Origin of the sequence: Oceanospirillum maris DSM 6286, from assembly GCF_000422865.1 — a bacterium.
Lineage (GTDB): Bacteria > Pseudomonadota > Gammaproteobacteria > Pseudomonadales > Halomonadaceae > Oceanospirillum > Oceanospirillum maris.
This window is the reverse complement of the sequence record NZ_AUGW01000013.1, coordinates 85,947-101,672: the sequence shown is the minus strand read 5'-3', so window position 1 is coordinate 101,672 and position 15,726 is coordinate 85,947. Positions and strand designations below refer to the sequence as shown.

The window sequence follows — 15,726 nt, the reverse complement described above, 5'->3', positions numbered from 1 at the left end:
GCATCATAAGATAACATATAAATTTTAGGGCTTTAAAGGACAAAACCCCTAAGCCTCACACCAGTTTTAGCGGGAGTTTAGGGGCATCGCGCTTGTTTATCAGCATTATCTGATAAACACTCTTGCCTATCCAGTCTTAGCGCTCAAATACAACACTGCCATCCACTAAAGTCGTTTGCACCTGCCCTTTTAAATAAGCGCCCATCAGCGGTGTATTTTCCCCCGCTGTAAACAAGCTATCATCGTTAACTTGCCATTCACTCTCGGTATCAAAGATACACAGGTCAGCGGCTTGACCTACCGCTAAACTCCCCACAGCAAGCCCCATAGCCTGAGCAGGCCCTATGGTGAGGCGCTCAACCAGTTGCGGCAAGCTGATGACTTCCGCTTTTACCAGTTCAAGACCTTGGCTGAGCAAGGTTTCTAACGTAGCCATACCCGGTTCGGAAGCCGCAAAAGGAGCCATTTTAGCCGCTTCTTCATGGGGCAAATGAGCCGAAGTGATCACGCTTAACACGCCATCACGCACGCCTTGACGTAAAGCATCACGATCAGCATGGCTCCGCAAGGGAGGCTGCACAAAGAACTGGCTGTTGTAACCGTCTATTTCTGCTTCAGTGTAGATCAGATGCGTCATTGCCACATCCGCAGTAATAGGTAGCCCCTTAGCTTGGGCACGGGCGATCATTTCAACGGCTTGGGCTGTGGATAACATACTAAAATGAACCCGAACGCCAGTGACTTCTACCAAGTGCAAGACGCGAGATAAGCCGATAGCTTCTGCCGCAGCGGGAATACCGCCTAAACCTAAACGGGTCGCCAGCGCACCTTCATGGGCACAACCATCACCGCGCAACCAAGAATCTTCTGGATAGAAAACTACCCGCAGATCAAACGTGGATGCATATTCAAAACAGCGTCGTAAGATCAGAGTATCTTCAATGGCATTACGCATATTGGAAACAGCGATACAGCCAGAGTGCTGTAGGCCAGCCATATTGCTAAGATGGGTGCCCTCCAGATTTTTAGTCATGGCGGCAATCGGGCGAACTTTCGCTTGACCCAGTAACTTAACTTTATCCATAATTTGCTGCACAACGGCGGAGCTGTCGATACAGGGGTTCGTATCAGGCCGACAACAGATAGAGGTATAGCCACCGGCTAATGCCGCTTTAGTTTCGCTGCGCAAATTACCTTTGTAGCTTGGGCCTGGTTCTCGCAGATGTGCGCCAATATCAATAAAACCGGGACTAACAACCTGGCCTTCAGCATGAAGAGTGCGCTCTGGCGCAAAGCCCGCCGGTGCTTGCCCTAAGGCCAAAATACGGCCATCAGCAATATGAATATCGATGACTTCATCCAGTTGCTGAGCTGGGTCGATTAGACGACCACCACGAATCGTTAAGTTCATGCGGAGGCCTCCTCGCCATCTGTGTTTTTGTCGCTATTTGCGCCGCTTTCAGTACTAGCGCTTAGGGCGGCATCTTTTGCTTTCTGCTGGGTTTGGCCGCTAATAGCCATAGACATCACCGCCATACGAATCGGTATACCATAGCTCACTTGATGCAAAATCAAAGACTGGGGGCCATCGGCTACGGCAGACTCAATCTCAACACCACGGTTAATCGGCCCTGGGTGCATCACAACCGCATCCGGTTTGGCATAGCTCAGTTTCTCTGTGGTTAAACCGTAGAGACGATAAAACTCACTTTCGCTGGGCAATAAAGCCCCATCCATACGCTCTTTCTGTAGACGTAGCATAATCACCACATCCACATCTTTTAAGCCGTCTTCCATACGGGTGTACAGTGTCGCGCCCATCTCCGCTAAGCTAGCCGGCAACAAGGTTTTTGGCCCGATCAAACGCACCTCTTGTGCCCCTAAAATATTCAGCGCTTGGATTTGAGAGCGTGCCACACGGGAGTGCAAGATATCGCCGACAATCGCCACTTTCAGCTTAGCAAAATCACCTTTGTGCTTGCGGATGGTGTACATATCCAGCATCGCTTGAGTAGGATGCGCATGGCGACCATCTCCAGCATTGATAATCGCAACATTCGGTGATATTTGGCTGGCGATAAAATGCTGAGCGCCGCTATCCGCATGACGAATAACAAACATATCACTGCCCATCGCTTCCAAATTCTGTAGCGTATCCATCAGGGTTTCACCCTTGGTGGTTGCCGATTTGCTGATATCTAAATTCAACACATCAGCGGATAAACGCTTGGCGGCCAGTTCAAAAGTAGAGCGGGTGCGGGTACTGTTTTCAAAGAACAGATTGACGACGGTTTTACCCCGCAGCAAAGGCACTTTTTTTACCGACTGCTCGCCCATATTGACGAAGGAATCAGCGGTATCGAGGATCTCTTCCAGAATGTCTTTATTTAAGCCACCTAGGGTTAAAAAGTGGCGCAGCTTACCATCCTCGGTGAGCTGAACAGATCGAGGATCGACTCCTGATCCGATAGAGGCTTTAGTTTGGGGGGCGGTTATCGGCTTCATCGGTTGTTCTCACCAGTATCAAACAGCGTGTGTTTAGACCATTGCGTGTGCTTGGCGTTTAGAAACGACAAAAGACACTAGGATTCTACAATCTGCAGACGTAGAAAAACGGCAGTGAGGCCACTGCCGTTTTTGATAAAAATTAAGCGTCAGCAGGCTCTAATAACGTCAGCGCTAAAGGGTCGGGGCTAAGTTTGATCCGCGCCCCTTCTGGTAGCTGAATTTTTTGGCCTGTAATATCAGGCTGCACAGGGAGTTCTCGTCCTGGCAGATCTAACAAGGTAACAAGCGTGACGGAATCTGGGCGGCCATAATCGAACAATTCATTCAGAGCAGCCCGTATCGTCCGTCCACTCATAATGACATCATCAACCAGTACGATATGACGAGATTCAGTGGCAAATGGCAAGTTGGAAGGTTTTACACTGGGGTTTAGACCAACACGGGTGTAATCATCCCGATAAAAAGAGATATCCAATGTGCCCATTGGCTCAATAAGGCCTAAGCGGTCATGCAGTTGCTCGGCGATCCATACACCGCCAGAATGAATGCCCACAAGAGCAATATTATCCAACCCTAGCAGCCGAATACGTTGATGTAATGCATCGGTCATCTGTTCCAGTAGCGGCTCAACCTCTGGCAGGTCTTTATTCGAGCGAATCACTAAACGTTGGTTATCAGTCATGGGGCGATCCCTGATCCTACAAAATCATGTTGGCAGTTAAGCGGCCCTGAACAACCGTTAACTAACGATGACCGCAGATTTAAAGCGCAATTTACCATAATCGCAAGATTTATCCTTGAGGATCAGCAAACCAAGCCTCTAAAATTAGCTGAGCGGCGATGCCATCCACCGGATTATCCTTATAGCTGCCCCGATGACCTAAATCTTTAGCGATGCTTTTCGCCTGTTTAGTTGTGCCTCGTTCATCAACACCAAACCAAGGCTTGCCGTAGTGGCCGTACAGACGATTACCAAACTTGCGGGCGCGGCGACTCATTTCACTTTCGGTGCCATCCATATTAATAGGCAAACCAACAATAAAGAGATCCGGCTGCCATTCATCAATCAGCTTCTTTAACGCTTCCTGATTCGGTATACCATCACGGGCGGGCAACGGCGTTAACGCAGAGGCTGTACCAAGCAGTTCTTGCCCTACGGCCACACCGATTCGAGTTGTGCCAAAATCAAAAGCGAGCAGAGTGCGTTCACCAATAGTTGTCTTACGCGTTCGCATCTCAGCCATTAAGCATGACCTGCCTGACTACTGATTAAATTAATATCAACGCCTAACAAGCCTGCAGCAGCCTGAAGCTTTTGTTCCGGTTCTGCCTCGAAAAGCACAGGTAAGGTTGCAGGGCAGGTTAGCCAAGCATTCTCCTGCAGCTCACGTTCAAGCTGCCCGCCTTCCCAACCAGCACAGCCAAGGGCGATCAAAAACTGCTTTGGCCCTTGAAGGTTGGCAATAGCATCCAGAATATCCACAGAAGTGGTCAGCGCCAGTTCATCAGAGACTTGCATACTGGACTCCCATTTTTCTGAGCCACCGGTATGGATAATAAAACCACGTTCGTGATGTACAGGGCCGCCTTCAAAAATAGCCGGTACAATTTCTTCAGATTCTGATAGGCCACTATTAGGGTTAGGCAGCTCTAGCTGGGCAAATAGCTCTGATACTGGCAACTGAGCCAAGGTTTTATTAATCACAATACCCAGAGCACCTTCTTTATTGTGCTCGCAAATATACGTCACGGTGCCGGAAAAATGAGTATCTTCAAGATGGGGCATCGCAATTAGAAAATGGTTACGCAAACTTTGAAATTGACTCATTACTTAACCTTTGTTTGATGCCAATCGGAATCTAACCCGATTCGCCAAATAAATTGCCATTCCCGAACTGCCAAGTGCGGATAATTTCAAGAATGTCGGTGCGCTCTCGCATGGAGCGTGGAAAAGGAGCAAAAGGTGCGGCTAAACGCACAATATCCAATGCGGCTTGATCCAATACCGGATGACCGGAGGATTTTAGTATTTGTGCCTCTTTGACACTGCCATCTGGGTTTAATGCCACAAGAACCCGTAGGCGACCCGTCAGATTCTCTCTACGGATACGTTCAGGATAATTCAAGTTGCCGACGCGTTCGATCTTCTCCTGCCATTGGCGTAGGTAAAAAGCATCGTCTGAGGCCTTGGCGGTTAGGGTTGATATCGTGCGTACCCTAGGCCGTTTGGCATACTGTTCTGTTAGCGCTTGTTGCTCTGCTTCTAAACGCGCCATTTCAAGACTGCGGGCCAGTAACGCCTGTGCATCAATATAGGTATTGATCACTGGTGGTTCCGCTATTTCTTTAGCAGCGTTATCGGCTTTTTTCTCAACAACGCTAGGCGCTATTGTTTTCTCTTTCGGCTGAGGGGGCGGCGGTTCTGTTACCGTAACGGATTCAGCTTTTTTTTTCTCTAACGGAGTTCTTTCTAATCCGATCTCTTCGAACTTATTTTTTTCGACATTCGGTGCATCAGATGCTGTTTTTTTGGCCGTTTGAGGTTCGCGCTCAGTATCCCCTAATCCACTGGCCTGTTGATCCTGTTCAGCAAGATGCTTCACCGGCGTATCAATCGGCTTGGGCGCGGCCTTCGTCAAGGTAACAAACAAGGCGCTGGAAAGCTTAGGCTTCTCTTCCTGAGGGTGAGCATCTAAACCGGCCCAGATTAAAAAATGCACCGCAACAGCCATTAGCAGAGTGAAAGCGATACGGTCTATCGACCGCACCTGACTGTCGGGATGGATAATAGGCGGCAGTGCAGATTTCTGTATGTCTTGCATCACCGACCCATGCCTTAATCGAATAAACCTAATAATTGGCGCACTTAACGCTGCGCCAATTTATCAGCAATCACCGCCATTAGGTCACCGGCGATATCAAGACCAAACTGATCGTTCAGCTCCCGTACACAGGTTGGGCTGGTGACATTAAGCTCTGTCATATAGCCGCCAATGACATCAAGACCCACAAACAGCAGGCCTTTCTCTTTAACCACGGGAGCCACTTGTTCACACAACCAGTAATCACGATCCGTTAGCGGACGACCAACCCCTGATCCACCGGCGGCCAAGTTACCACGAACTTCACCCTGTGCAGGAATACGTGCCAAGCCATAGGGCACGGGTTTACCATCCACCATCAGGATACGGGTATCACCGTCAACAATTTCTGGCAGATATTTCTGCGCCATAATTTGACGGGAACCCATCTCAGTCAAGGTTTCCAAGATCGCGCCAATATTAAGACCGTCATCTTTAACCCGGAAGATGCCTGTACCGCCCATACCATCTAGCGGTTTAAAGATGACATCGCCGTGTTCTTTATGGAAGCTTCGCAGAATATCTTCCCGGCGGCTAACCACCGTTGGTGGGCAGCATTCAGGAAACTGCTGAGCGAAGAGTTTCTCGTTGCAGTCCCGTAAGCTTTGCGGTTTGTTAACCACTAATACACCTTCACGCTCGGCTTGTTCCAGCAGAAAGGTTGCATTCAAAAATTCGGTATCAAAAGGAGGATCTTTACGCATCAGCACAGTATCAAGTTCAGTCATGCTGAGATTCTGTGCCTCACCCAACTCAAACCAATGCTCTGAATCACGGAATACGGTTAGCGGTTGCATCACGGCCATCGCTTTGCCCTGCTGTAGGTAAAGGTCGTGCTGCTGCATATAGTACAGTTCCCAGCCTCGATCTTGAGCGGCCCACAACATCGCCAGTGTAGTGTCTTTTTTGTAGGTGATCCCCTCAATAGGATCCATAACCACACCTAGTTTGATACTCATATCCGCATGCTCCCGATGTCTAAAACCATTATCATCGTTGAAAAATGTATGACCCGATTAGAGGGTTAAATCATGGGCTAAATTCTTAGATTTAGAAGTCACCCCAGTTATATTGCAGCACACTGAGTGCCACCACGGGTGCTGTTTCAGTACGCAATACACGCGGCCCAAGGGCTAACGGCTTAAAATCCTGCTGCTGAGCCTGCTCAATCTCGCTGGCCGACAAGCCACCTTCTGGGCCAATCAACAGCGCGACGCGCTCAGGTTTATCGTATCCGCTAAGTTGGCGCTCGGTTCGATGGTGCAACACCAGTTTTAAATCGGCCTGAACCTCTTCAAGCCATTCCTGCAATGAAACCGCAGGATGCACCACCGGCACTCGATTACGCTGACACTGCTCGCAGGCGCTAATGGCCACCTGCTGCCAGTGCTGCTGTTTCTTCCCTGCGCGATCACCTTTTAAACGTACATCACCGTGTTCGGTATAGATGGGGGTTATTTCTGTAATTCCCAGCTCGGTGGCTTTCTGAATCGCATATTCCATACGATCACCTTTAGAAATAGACTGCGCCAAGTGCACCTTTAAAGGCGACTCTTTTTCATCTGGGTGAAAAGTATCAATCGAAACAGTAACCGATCGCTTACTGGATTCTTTAATCGTGGCAGAAAAACAGCCGCCATCTCCGTTAAAGAGTGTTAGCGGCTGTCCAGCCTTCATGCGTAGTACCAACCCAACATGGCGAGCTGCAGCAGCATCAAGCTGAATCAACTGACCAAGTGTTAAGGGTTGGGCGCTATAGATGCGTGGTGTGGCCATTCAGATTAAGCGTTACCAGCTTGCTCTTGCTGACGCTGAACAGCGTCGGCATAAAGCGCATCAAAGTTTACAGGGGCCAGCATCAGGGCAGGGAAACTACCACGAGTAACAATGCTGTCCACCGCTTCACGGGCATAAGGGAACAAGACATTCGGGCAGAAAGCGCCCAGTGTGTGATGCAGTTGAGCATCATCCAAACCTTGAATAAAGAACAGGCCCGCTTGCTGAATTTCAACCAAGAAAGCTGTCTTTTCATCGTTGGTTACGGTTACGGTTAACGCAACAACCACTTCATATAGATTTTCGCCCACTTGCTGACTGTTACTGTTCAGATCAAACTGAACTTTGGGCGCCCAATCTTGCTGAAAAGTTGTCGGAGAGCTTGGCGACTCAAATGACAAGTCTTTCAGGTAAATACGTTGCAGTACAAATTGTGGTTGGTTCTGTTCTTCGCTCATGGGGCTTCCTTAAGTTAACAATGTCGACGCTTTAATATCTAACAAAAACATCTAACAGACATCACACCAGCGGGTCTTAACTCGCCAGTAGTTTATCCAGCTTGCCTTGTTTCTCGGCGGCAAACAGGTCGTCACAACCGCCAATATGGGTATCACCCACCCAGACTTGCGGTACGGTGCGACGGCCACTGCTTTTTATCATTTCCTGCATCTTGGCAGGCTCACGCTCAACATCAATCTCGGTAAAGTCAATTTTCTTAGACGCTAGCAAGCGTTTAGCTTGCACACAAAACGGACACCAAGACTTGCTGTAAATCACTACTTTTTGCATAAGCACACCTTCAATTTATTTAGTGACCACCGGTAGACTATCGTTATGCCAGTTGCTCATGCCACCGCGCATAACACTGGCGTTTTCAAAACCTAGTTTCTGTAATTCGCTAACCGCCGTAGAGGCTGTATTACCCATTTTGCAGACCACAATAACGGGCTTTGTTTTATACTTTTCAATCTCACCGGCTCGATCTTTCAAACTCGCCAAGCTGATATTAACCGCACCGGCGATATGTCCCTTGCGGAAATCACCACGATCACGAATATCAAGAAAGACGCCATTTTCACGGTTAACCAGTAAGGTCGCTTGCTGACAACTAACGGCTTTATTGCTCGTTGTAAATTCATACCCTAGCCACAGAATCAACAGCACCACAAATGTAGCCACCATCATCCAGTTATTCGTGGCAAACTCTATAATCTGTTCCAACATATTTCCTCGTAAGCCTTGTCATTGATCATTGCCGCGCAGATCACGCTGAAATCGCCGCCATCAGGCTCATGTAAGATGAACCCGTCAGCCAACAAAGCCCAGTTTGGCGCTAGCATTTTCGGGCAGTAAGTATACACAACCTGACAAGGATTTAACCGCCCCTAACCACTCGCTTTTTAGACTTTTTTCATACCTTTTGACCGGTAAAGGGTTTGGGAGGGCTATGCAATCTGGGGTATGATGTGCAGCTCTTGTGCGTCCGAGGGACGTTCTGAACACTTTTGCGCTAATGCTTAAATTCTCTGACTCTTAAACGCGACCCTTAAAACATCATGCCAAAACGTACGCCTGTTGCTCTTATTATTCTTGATGGTTTCGGTTATAGCGAAATCGCCGAAAGTAACGCCATTGCTAATGCTAACAAGCCGGTCTGGGATCGGCTGTGGCAGCAATATCCTAACGCTCTGATAGAAACCTCAGGCATGGCCGTTGGTTTACCAGAAGGCCAGATGGGTAACTCAGAAGTGGGCCATATGAACCTAGGTGCTGGGCGTACGGTTTATCAAGAGTTTACCCGTATCACTAAGTCCATTGCCGATGGTGATTTTTTCGAGAATGAAGCCTTAGTCAATGGGATAGACAAGGCCGTTTCCGCTGGTAAAGCCGTGCACTTAATGGGCTTGTTGTCTCCTGGTGGCGTTCATAGTCATGAAGACCATATTATGGCAGCCTGCAAACTGGCCGCTCAACGCGGTGCGAAAAAAGTCTACGTACACGGTTTTCTTGATGGCCGCGATATGCCACCTCGCAGTGCTGAAGACTCTATTGTTAAAACTGATGCCCTACTCAAAGAGTTGGGTGTAGGTTTTGTGGCCTCTTTAATTGGTCGCTACTATGCGATGGATCGTGATAATCGCTGGGATCGTGTTGAACTTGCCTACGACTTACTCACTCAAGCAAAAGCGGCACACACCTACACATCAGCTCAAGAAGCTTTGATGGCCGCTTACGCCCGTGATGAAAATGATGAGTTCGTCGCCGCATCCAGCATTCAGCCCGAAGGTGAAGCGATTAAAATTGAAGATGGCGATGCGCTACTCTTTATGAACTTTCGTGCTGACCGCGCCCGTGAAATCACCCGATGCTTTGTCAATGCCAACTTTGACGGCTTCAACCGTAAAGTAACGCCGCAACTGGCCGACTTTATTATGCTGACTGAATACGCCGCCGATATTACAGCGACCACCGCCTATCCACCGGCCAAGCTGGTTAATACGCTGGGCGAATATATGGCAAAGCAAGGCAAAACTCAGCTGCGTATTGCCGAGACGGAAAAATACGCCCATGTCACCTTCTTCTTTAGCGGTGGGCGCGAAAATGAGTACGATGGTGAAACCCGTGTATTGATTCAGTCGCCTCAGGTTGCCACCTATGATCTTCAGCCTGAAATGAGCGCTCCAGAAGTTACTGACAAGCTGGTTGATGCGATTAAAAGCGGGGATTATGACCTTATTGTTTGCAACTATGCGAACGGCGATATGGTTGGTCACACGGGTAAATATGATGCCGCCATTAAAGCCATTGAAGCCTTAGATGTCTGCCTAGGACGTGTAACCGAAGCGTTGTTAGAAGTGGGTGGTGAATGCTTGATTACAGCGGATCATGGTAATGCAGAACAGATGGTTAGCCCGACCTCTGGACAGGCACAAACGGCTCATACAACATTCCCTGTTCCTCTGATTTATGTTAACCAGCGGTCAGAAAGCATTACCTTGGACAATGGTCGTCTTTGTGATATCGCACCAAGCCTGTTAAACATCATGGGACTAAAACAGCCCACAGAGATGAGCGGCCAAAACTTGATACAGAGAGAAAAAATAACAAATTCTCATTAATATCAGCATCTTAACTCCATTAGCGCCGGTGCCTTAGCTCCGTTAATATCTCTATTTTAACTCAGCGGGCACAGCGTCTTAACGTAACAAAGCCGTACGAAGAGCCTAATACATAACCCATCTGGCTCTTCGTTATAAGGACAAACCTGTCATTGATGATTAAAAGAGCTGCTGTGTCTGTGCTACATATAAATGTGACTCAAAACCGTTTTAGTAACATCCGACATCTACATCTGATGATCTGTTTATTGGTCTTTATGCTGCCATCGTTTCAAAGCTATGGCGCGGACAAGGGAGCGAATAAAGACGTCTCAGCACAGCAACTTCAAGCGTTAAACTCTCGCATTAAAACCCTAGAGCAATCGCTTAATCAGGTTAAAGGGGCAAAGGCGAAGGTACTCAAAGAGCTACAAGCTTCTGAAAAGTCCATTTCCAGTATCGCCAAAGATATCCGTAGCAATCTTGCCAATAGCCAGCGTTTACAAACGCGGTTAGGTGAGCTGCGCTCAGAAAAACGAGACCTTAAGCTCAAACAAAACCAGCAAAAAACCTACCTAGAGCGCCAAATTCGCTCGGCCTATGCCATGGGGCGACAAGAGTATCTCAAAGTACTGCTTAACCAGCAGCAGCCTGATCAAGTATCCCGCGTGCTCCGCTATTACGACTACATTAACAAAGAGCGCAGCCGACACATCGACGAATATTTAGAGACGGCCAAAAGTTTGAATCGTGTTGAAAAAGAGATGCTGCAAAAAGACTACGCCCTAAGCGCCATCCGCACAAAACTAGAAGAGCGCCGCAAACGCCTCAACAGCGAACAAACCAAACGTGAAACGCTCGTCGCCCAGCTGGATAAAGATATTGCCGGTAAAGGACAGGAGCTTGTCAGCTTAAACCAAGATAGAGCGCGGCTGGAAAAACTATTAGAAGAAGTCAGAGAAGCTATTGTTAATATTCCCATGCCGAAAGATACACGCCCCTTTAAATCCATGCGAGGCAAGTTACCTTGGCCGATTAAAGGCCGTGTCGCCTATGCCTTTGGTAGTGAGCAAATTAGAGGCAAACTAAGACGCAACGGCATGGTAATCCGCGCCAATGAAGGTAATGAAATTAAGGCGATTCACTCTGGCCGCGTGGTGTTTGCCGACTGGCTACGGGGTTATGGCGTGCTCTTGATTATGGATCACGGCAATGGCTATATGAGTCTTTACGGTCACAACCAATCGCTATTGCGTGAAGCAGGGGACTGGATTCATGCCGGTGAAAGTATTGCAACTGCTGGTCGAAGCGGCGGTCAAAGCCGCTCGGGGCTTTATTTTGAGATTCGGGAAAAAGGCGCGCCACAGGATCCGATCGTCTGGCTTGGTCGTCGTTAACGATTTAGCTTGGTCATTTATAAGCATTGACCAGACTAATAATAGGCATTGAATATCATAACCCAAGGAAACACCTTGGGAAGAAGGAGTTATCCATGAGCACCACACGGACCACACTTGGTATCAGCCTAGGCCTACTACTGAGCCTGACCGGATTCAATTTGTATGCAGATGATATTGAGCCCGTTGAGGAGCCCGCTTATGAGGAAGCTCAAGCGCTGCCCTTAGAAGAACTCCGCACCTTTGGTGAAGTGTTCGAGCGCATCAAGCGTGCCTACGTACACGACGTGGATGACAAAGACCTCTTAGATGATGCTATCCGAGGCATGATTTCAGGACTAGACCCGCACTCCTCTTACTTAACCCCCGAGGACTACAGCGAACTACAAGAAAGTACGCAGGGTGAATTTGGCGGTCTTGGTCTGGAGGTTAGCACCGAAAACGGCTTTATTAAGGTTATCACGCCTATTGATGACACCCCCGCCGCCCGAGCTGATATCCGTCCCCACGATCTAATCGTAAAAATTAATGATACGCCGGTTAAAAATCTTCCGCTTAATAAGTCCATTGAACTGATGCGCGGAAAGCCCGACACCAGTATCCGACTAACCATTATGCGCGACGGTGTTGATGCACCATTTGAAGTCACCCTTAAACGGGCGCTTATTCGAGTAACCAGCGTAAAGCATCGTATGCTGGATAAAGGTTACGGCTATATTCGGATTACCCAGTTTCAAGTACATACTGGCGAAGAAGTCGTCAAAGCTCTGGCCAAAATGCACAAAGAGGCCGACGGCACATTAAACGGTATCGTATTAGATCTGCGGAACAATCCAGGCGGCGTTCTACAGGCCGCCGCAGAAGTCGTCGATGCATTTATCACCCAAGGTATGATCGTTTACACCAAAGGTCGTTTGGATAATGCCGCCATGAATTTCCACGCATCCCCGTCAGACCCAAGCAAAGGCGCGCCATTAATCGTGTTGATCAACGAAGGCTCCGCCTCCGCATCAGAGATTGTGTCAGGGGCGCTGCAAGATCATAAGCGCGGCATTATTATGGGAACGCAGAGCTTTGGTAAAGGCTCCGTACAAACTATTTTGCCATTAGGTAGCGACCGAGGCTTAAAGCTAACCACCGCCTTATATTACACACCATCGGGGCGATCTATTCAGGCTCAGGGTATTACACCGGATATTGAAGTAAAACCTGCACATCTAACCCCATTAGAGGCTAAACTACAGATCAAGGAAGCCGACTTAAGCGGTCATTTAGAAAGTGGGCAAGAAGATAGCAACGGAAAAGCTCAAGCACCACAAGATTCCCTAGCAGAATCAGACTACCAACTATTTGAAGCTTTGAGCTTATTAAAAGGGCTGCATATTCTTCAAAAGTAGTCTTAAATGAATGGTTCTATCATTTTACACGTATGAACCTTAGACAACTTTATGAACCCTAGACAATGATGACCATGACCATTCAACGCGCCATTAAACCTCTGCTCAGCGGATTGCTGGGCAGTGTTATATTTATGCTAAGCCTAAGCACCACAACTCAGGCCTCTAGCGCGCCAACAATCACGCTTATTATTGATGATATTGGCTACAACCTGCGTAACGGTCTACGGGCAGTTAACTTACCGGGGGCTGTCAATTATGCGGTACTACCCCACACGCCTTACAGTAAACGCCTTGCCAAAGCGGCCCACCAACAGGGCAAAATCGTGATGCTGCACGCGCCGATGACCAATATACATCAGCGAGAGCCTGGCCCAGGAACTCTAAGCCCTGATATGGATCAGGCTAGTTTTATCAAAGAATTGAATAAATCCTTGGCTGTAATCCCCTTTGTGCAGGGCATAAATAACCATATGGGTAGCCAGCTAACCCAAGATAAAACCCGAATGCAGTGGCTAATGGAAGAAGCTAACAAGCGCAAATTATTTTTTATCGACAGCCGAACAACCGCCGCATCCGTTGCAGAAACCACCGCCCGAGAAAACGGTGTGCCAAGTATGAGCCGTGATGTTTTTCTGGATCATATCCGCACGCCTAAAGCTGTCAACGAAGCCTTTGAACTCCTGCTACGCACCGCGAAACGCAAAGGCCATGCCATAGGTATCGGTCACCCCCATCGCGTCACACTAGACATGTTAGAAGCGCGTTTGCCCGAGCTAAAAAAACAGGGTATCCGTTTAGTTTCTGTTCCCAGCCAACTTCTAGCCATGGGACAAGCTTATGATACTCAGCCTAATATCATGCCAGCTCAAATAACAGTACCACCGACTCAAATAACAGTACCACCGACTCAAATGACAGTACCGGCATCGTCCCCAGCGCCATCTCTTGATTCGTGGCTTGATGATGCTCCGAAGCTGGCCGATAATGATAAAACAACCATTATCAATAGCGTGCCTCCTCAAATAGCATTATCAAATCCATCAGATGCCACCACGTATAAAATCGATTCTTATAAAACATCCGACTATAAATCTACGATTTATAAAGCAGCCATTGTTCGCAAAAAACTGATTGACCATAACGATACCAATACCCAACCACCGGTTTCTAGGTCTGCTGTCACAGCACTGCAACGCCAACGACTCGTCGCTAGAGAAGCTGACTCGATGGAAAGCAAAGCCACCGATAATAGCGCTACTAACAATGACGTCAGAGCAAGCGATTCCCGTGCCGTACAAAAAAGTAACTTAACGGATAAAAACAGCTCTGAGCCACAACAGCCCGACACAGAGTATCAGTCCTATCAAGATGCATCATTGCAACAAAATCAAGAACCCCAGTGGCTAAAACCTATACTAACGCAACATTGGGAAACCCCTACGTACCGTAGCACTCCCAGCCTTAATTCGACCCCAAATTAGGTAGAGAAAACACCTTCATGAGCGCATTTTTTCAGCAACTTAAAGAACTTGCTCCTTGGCAGCAAACGGCATTTTCCGCCGCATTAGCAGAACGTATGATGCCTAATTACGCATTATTTTGCCAAGTGACCGAACAGGATGAGCGTGCCGCCCAACTTAAAAACAGCCTAATGCTGGTTTGGGAGCAACTCGCGAATAAAGAGAGCAAGATTAACTTTGAAGTACAGCTGGAAAAACTAGCCGAACTGATCCCCAATGATGCGGATCACGAGATGTATGGCGTATATCCCGCGATTGATGCGGCGATGGCGGTTCATACAGCGATGGAACTCGCTATGGGTACTCAAGCAGAAGAAGTTACCCGCGTTAGCCGCCTAATGCGTCAAACCATTATCAGCTTTATTGAAGCCACAGAAGAGCTTCCAGAAGACGATGAAAAAGCTCGCCGCAGCCTGCTTAACAACCATGAGTTGATGCAGTTTGATCGGGATTTTCAGGATGAAGTGCTTGAGCAAGTCAGCGCCATGAAACACCCTCACAAAGAGAAGCTAAAAGCATTAAGAGTGATGGCACACAATGACGGTGTTAGCTGCCTAGGTTTAACTGTTTAGATTTGGCTGTTTAGAGAAAAGCCTGAATGCTCTTACCGCCATCTAGGCTTCCGCTGAACCTATAAGTTCAGCGGAATGCCTTACTCCGCCAAATCCGCACCACCCTCTTTATTGTTTTCGATCTGTTCAGGCGGTGCAAACTGTACCGTACCGCTGGCCACTAAATCCTGATAGGCTTTGTAGCCAAAACCGATACAAATCAGTAGCACAATGGCGGGTAAGCTGACATACATTTTGCGGTAATGCCGGACAATAAATAGCAGAAAAAGCCCAACCTCAACTAAACCTAAAGCCAGCACCAGATAATCACCGATACTGGTTATTCCGGTAATAATGGGATGATCCGCATCTGGATTAGCCCCTACCATAATGCCAAGACTGACCGCCCCTGAGCCATTTAAGATACTGATAAAAAAGATAACTACCAGCCAGCTTATGGCAATGCGTTTCTCATGGAACAGCGCCTGAAAAAACAGAGTACAGATCGAGACAATAAAGGCCAAAAACGCGCCAGCTAAGAGCCATTGGTAAGTTAACAGTTGTTCGGTGCTCATCGGGTTTCCTTTAAATACAGGCGGGGGTTTAACGGCCCAA

Annotated in this window: 17 protein-coding genes; 5 read left to right on the top strand and 12 right to left on the bottom strand. The window is 48.0% G+C overall.

Annotated elements, in window-relative coordinates; genetic code table 11:
• Positions 1–136: 136 nt before the first annotated feature.
• The 11 genes from G517_RS0106075 to G517_RS0106025 form a co-directional block, all read right to left on the bottom strand.
• The gene (locus tag G517_RS0106075) at positions 137–1,411 is read right to left on the bottom strand and encodes a dihydroorotase (protein ID WP_028303668.1); all 1,275 of its coding nucleotides are present in this window, start codon (positions 1,409–1,411) and stop codon (positions 137–139) included.
• Positions 1,408–2,505, bottom strand: a complete 1,098-nt coding sequence (locus G517_RS17995) for an aspartate carbamoyltransferase catalytic subunit (RefSeq protein ID WP_084632086.1) — start codon at positions 2,503–2,505, stop codon at positions 1,408–1,410. The genes G517_RS0106075 and G517_RS17995 overlap by 4 nt, the downstream gene beginning before the upstream one ends.
• A 142-nt stretch (positions 2,506–2,647) precedes the next feature.
• Positions 2,648–3,190: a bifunctional pyr operon transcriptional regulator/uracil phosphoribosyltransferase PyrR gene (gene pyrR, locus G517_RS0106065; RefSeq protein WP_051206151.1), complete on the bottom strand. Its 543-nt coding sequence runs from the start codon at positions 3,188–3,190 to the stop codon at positions 2,648–2,650.
• A 109-nt stretch (positions 3,191–3,299) separates the two neighbouring features.
• Positions 3,300–3,752: a Holliday junction resolvase RuvX gene (ruvX, locus tag G517_RS0106060; protein ID WP_245543204.1), complete on the bottom strand. Its 453-nt coding sequence runs from the start codon at positions 3,750–3,752 to the stop codon at positions 3,300–3,302.
• Positions 3,752–4,336: a YqgE/AlgH family protein gene (locus G517_RS0106055; RefSeq protein WP_028303665.1), complete on the bottom strand. Its 585-nt coding sequence runs from the start codon at positions 4,334–4,336 to the stop codon at positions 3,752–3,754. Before G517_RS0106055 ends, ruvX begins: the two co-directional genes overlap by 1 nt.
• Positions 4,337–4,367: 31 nt before the next feature.
• Positions 4,368–5,330, bottom strand: coding sequence for a TonB family protein (locus G517_RS0106050; RefSeq protein WP_028303664.1), 963 nt, complete (start codon positions 5,328–5,330; stop codon positions 4,368–4,370).
• Positions 5,331–5,374: 44 nt separating this feature from the next.
• Positions 5,375–6,328, bottom strand: a complete 954-nt coding sequence (gene gshB / locus G517_RS0106045; RefSeq protein ID WP_028303663.1) for a glutathione synthase — start codon at positions 6,326–6,328, stop codon at positions 5,375–5,377.
• 91 nt (positions 6,329–6,419) lie between these two features.
• Complete coding sequence (locus G517_RS0106040) at positions 6,420–7,145, bottom strand: 16S rRNA (uracil(1498)-N(3))-methyltransferase (protein WP_028303662.1); 726 nt, start codon at positions 7,143–7,145, stop codon at positions 6,420–6,422.
• Between the two features lie 5 nt (positions 7,146–7,150).
• Positions 7,151–7,603: a protein-export chaperone SecB gene (gene secB / locus G517_RS0106035; RefSeq protein WP_028303661.1), complete on the bottom strand. Its 453-nt coding sequence runs from the start codon at positions 7,601–7,603 to the stop codon at positions 7,151–7,153.
• A 76-nt stretch (positions 7,604–7,679) separates the two neighbouring features.
• Positions 7,680–7,934, bottom strand: coding sequence for a glutaredoxin 3 (grxC, locus tag G517_RS0106030; RefSeq protein WP_028303660.1), 255 nt, complete (start codon positions 7,932–7,934; stop codon positions 7,680–7,682).
• 15 nt (positions 7,935–7,949) lie between these two features.
• Positions 7,950–8,369 carry a rhodanese-like domain-containing protein gene (locus tag G517_RS0106025; protein ID WP_028303659.1) on the bottom strand — a complete coding sequence of 140 codons (420 nt, stop codon included), beginning with the start codon at positions 8,367–8,369 and terminating at the stop codon, positions 7,950–7,952.
• A 332-nt stretch (positions 8,370–8,701) separates the two neighbouring features.
• Here G517_RS0106025 and gpmI point away from each other — a divergent pair, with 332 nt between their 5' ends.
• From gpmI to G517_RS0106000, 5 genes are all read left to right on the top strand, one after another.
• Positions 8,702–10,264: a 2,3-bisphosphoglycerate-independent phosphoglycerate mutase gene (gene gpmI, locus G517_RS0106020; RefSeq protein ID WP_036590567.1), complete on the top strand. Its 1,563-nt coding sequence runs from the start codon at positions 8,702–8,704 to the stop codon at positions 10,262–10,264.
• 173 nt (positions 10,265–10,437) lie between these two features.
• A complete protein-coding gene (locus tag G517_RS17990) occupies positions 10,438–11,640 on the top strand; it encodes a murein hydrolase activator EnvC family protein (protein ID WP_157833158.1) in 1,203 nt (400 codons plus the stop codon).
• A 95-nt stretch (positions 11,641–11,735) separates the two neighbouring features.
• A complete protein-coding gene (locus G517_RS0106010) occupies positions 11,736–13,037 on the top strand; it encodes a S41 family peptidase (protein WP_028303657.1) in 1,302 nt (433 codons plus the stop codon).
• 74 nt (positions 13,038–13,111) lie between these two features.
• Positions 13,112–14,521, top strand: coding sequence for a divergent polysaccharide deacetylase family protein (locus G517_RS20005; RefSeq protein WP_051206148.1), 1,410 nt, complete (start codon positions 13,112–13,114; stop codon positions 14,519–14,521).
• Positions 14,522–14,538: 17 nt separating this feature from the next.
• The gene (locus tag G517_RS0106000; protein ID WP_028303656.1) at positions 14,539–15,132 is read left to right on the top strand and encodes a YjaG family protein; all 594 of its coding nucleotides are present in this window, start codon (positions 14,539–14,541) and stop codon (positions 15,130–15,132) included.
• Positions 15,133–15,212: 80 nt separating this feature from the next.
• On the opposite strand, the gene G517_RS0105995 is transcribed toward G517_RS0106000, so the two are convergent.
• Positions 15,213–15,686: a hypothetical protein gene (locus G517_RS0105995; RefSeq protein ID WP_028303655.1), complete on the bottom strand. Its 474-nt coding sequence runs from the start codon at positions 15,684–15,686 to the stop codon at positions 15,213–15,215.
• Positions 15,687–15,726 lie beyond the last annotated feature (40 nt).

Bases quoted from the DNA above. Each gene is read 5' to 3' on its own strand.
- G517_RS0106040 (WP_028303662.1), bottom strand. From the start codon at position 7,145: ATGGCCACACCACGCATCTATAGCGCCCAACCCTTAACACTTGGTCAG.
- gshB (WP_028303663.1), bottom strand. From the start codon at position 6,328: ATGAGTATCAAACTAGGTGTGGTTATGGATCCTATTGAGGGGATCACC.
- G517_RS0106010 (WP_028303657.1), top strand. From the start codon at position 11,736: ATGAGCACCACACGGACCACACTTGGTATCAGCCTAGGCCTACTACTG.
- G517_RS0106075 (WP_028303668.1), bottom strand. From the start codon at position 1,411: ATGAACTTAACGATTCGTGGTGGTCGTCTAATCGACCCAGCTCAGCAA.
- G517_RS17995 (WP_084632086.1), bottom strand. From the start codon at position 2,505: ATGAAGCCGATAACCGCCCCCCAAACTAAAGCCTCTATCGGATCAGGA.
- G517_RS0106025 (WP_028303659.1), bottom strand. From the start codon at position 8,369: ATGTTGGAACAGATTATAGAGTTTGCCACGAATAACTGGATGATGGTG.
- G517_RS0106055 (WP_028303665.1), bottom strand. From the start codon at position 4,336: ATGAGTCAATTTCAAAGTTTGCGTAACCATTTTCTAATTGCGATGCCC.
- G517_RS0106050 (WP_028303664.1), bottom strand. From the start codon at position 5,330: ATGCAAGACATACAGAAATCTGCACTGCCGCCTATTATCCATCCCGAC.
- G517_RS0105995 (WP_028303655.1), bottom strand. From the start codon at position 15,686: ATGAGCACCGAACAACTGTTAACTTACCAATGGCTCTTAGCTGGCGCG.
- G517_RS0106000 (WP_028303656.1), top strand. From the start codon at position 14,539: ATGAGCGCATTTTTTCAGCAACTTAAAGAACTTGCTCCTTGGCAGCAA.
- pyrR (WP_051206151.1), bottom strand. From the start codon at position 3,190: ATGACTGATAACCAACGTTTAGTGATTCGCTCGAATAAAGACCTGCCA.
- secB (WP_028303661.1), bottom strand. From the start codon at position 7,603: ATGAGCGAAGAACAGAACCAACCACAATTTGTACTGCAACGTATTTAC.
- ruvX (WP_245543204.1), bottom strand. From the start codon at position 3,752: ATGGCTGAGATGCGAACGCGTAAGACAACTATTGGTGAACGCACTCTG.
- G517_RS20005 (WP_051206148.1), top strand. From the start codon at position 13,112: ATGACCATTCAACGCGCCATTAAACCTCTGCTCAGCGGATTGCTGGGC.
- grxC (WP_028303660.1), bottom strand. From the start codon at position 7,934: ATGCAAAAAGTAGTGATTTACAGCAAGTCTTGGTGTCCGTTTTGTGTG.
- gpmI (WP_036590567.1), top strand. From the start codon at position 8,702: ATGCCAAAACGTACGCCTGTTGCTCTTATTATTCTTGATGGTTTCGGT.